At 28.6% G+C, this 2,182-nt stretch carries 1 protein-coding gene; it reads left to right on the top strand.

Annotated elements, in window-relative coordinates; genetic code table 11:
- Positions 1-2,182: hypothetical protein (locus tag L8X24_RS07850; protein WP_263664333.1), on the top strand; the 2,182-nt coding region annotated here is incomplete at both ends.

Genomic DNA, 2,182 nt, shown 5'->3' with positions numbered 1-2,182 from the left:
ATATGCTGAAAGAGCTAATTTTAGAAATATTAATGTAGATTATATGGATGGTGGGATTAAAGTAAATAATAGTATTGAGCAGCTTGATTTGGGTTATTCCTTCAATATTGGTGGATTTATTGGATTTTCAATAGATAGTAATTTTGATTATATTAATCTAAAAAGACTTTCTTATATTGATGTTAAAATAGATCTCCTAAATCCAAATTTTAATTATTTAAGGATAGGTGGATTTGCTGGAGCTACAGAGTGGTCATGGCTTGAAGAATATAAACCGCATATTGCAAATATATCTTTAAGTAATATAGGGAGTATTAATTTTATTAGTAAAGGATTTACTTATGCTTCTGCTGGTGGTTTTGCTGGACTTGCTGGAGGCGGTGAATTTGCAAATATATCTTTGAATAGCATGGGAGATATTAGTGCTGTTAGTGATGAATATAGTAATGTTGGTGGTTTTGCTGGATCTGCTGATGGTGAATTTGCAAATATATCTTTGAATAGCATGGGAGATATTAGTGCTGATGGAAAAGAAGCCAAAGCAGGTGGTTTTACGGGTGATTTTCGAAGGGCTAATTATGAAAAAATTTATATTAAAGATATTAAAAACATAAATGCTTTCAGTGATGATGGTCGTGCTTATGCTGGTGGTTTTGCTGGAGCAAATAATGCTGGCAATGTTGGAAGTTATTTTAACTTTAGAAATATTTTTATAGGAGAAATCGGATATATAAAAAGTGAGGGTAAAGAATCTTATTCTGGTGGTTTTGCTGGGCAATTATACAATGAATATTATTATCCATATCCGAATAACACTATTGAGAATGTTTATATTTTAGATATTGAAAATATTGAGGCTAATGGGGAACATGCTGCGTATTCTGGAGGTTTTATGGGTAGTGCAGATGTAATAAAAAAGGTAAAAAATGTTGAAGTAAGTGAAATTCAAAATATTATATCTTATGCTAAAAAAGATAGCTATACAGGTGGTTTTTTAGGTGAAGTTGGAGATGATATTGTTTTTGAAAATATTTCGTTAAATAATATAATAAAAATACAAGGAGATATAGCAGGGGGGTTTATTGGGCACGCAGATAATCATTATAGAAAAGATTTTATAAATGTATTTTTATTTTTTAATCCAAAAACGGATATAATTGGAAATAATATTGGAAAATTTTTTGGTGATAAATCTAATAATAGCCAAATTCAATTTGATAATGTTCACATTTACCATCATGAAGACGATTTAACTAATGCAACAGCTGATCAAGACTACTGGGGTGATACTGCTGATAAAATCCAAATTCACACTTACAACAATAGCAATAAAGATGAAGTTTATAAAGATTTTCAAGATAAAGCTAATACCATATCCAAACCTATGCTTCCTATAGTGCCACCACCATCTAAACCATCTAAACCTTCTGAAGATATGAATATCCCTGATGTAGAAGATATTAAAAATGAAACAGCCACTTTAGATGAAAATGATTTAATTAGCGATGATATATGGAATTATATTATAAAAGATATTGATAAAGTTTATTATAATATAGATATTAGATTATTAGCTAAATTACTAAGTGAGTATAGCGATATATCAAATAAAACAGAAGATGAGCAGGTTAAATTTATAACCACATATTTAGGCGTAAAAGAAAACGATGCTAGAACATTATTGCAAAGCTTGAGCTTTTTAAATGCATACAAAAATCATGACATAAGCAAAGCTAATTTTGAAAGTGAAACAGTAAAAGAAGACTTTGCAAATTCTTTTGATAATGCTGAAACTAAATTTACAAACTTTAACAATAAGAAAAACAAACTGTATGATGAGCTTAAAGTTCTTAATGAAAATATAGTATCAAAAGGTTTTAATATTGAGCACTTGCTTGATGAAAATCAAGAAGAATTAGCTAAAGCTATAAAAGCTTATAATGATTATGTAGTTTTAATAGAAAAAGGCTTGGCAAATGAAAATGACCCTTTATTTGTAAGTATTAAAAATACCATTATAAAACTTAATACTGAAGCTAAAAATCTTTATGCGCAATTGCTTAATTATAAAGATCAACTTCAAGATTTTAAAGATAATAACAAATTTGAAAAAGTTATCATAGCTGGAGATTTCAAAACTATTCCTTTATTAATAGCTCCTGATGTTAATAGACCTATTGAT

This window comes from Campylobacter sp. CNRCH_2015_0814 (assembly GCF_025772765.1).
Classification (GTDB): Bacteria; Campylobacterota; Campylobacteria; order Campylobacterales; family Campylobacteraceae; genus Campylobacter_D.
This window is presented reverse-complemented; position numbering and strand designations above follow the sequence as displayed.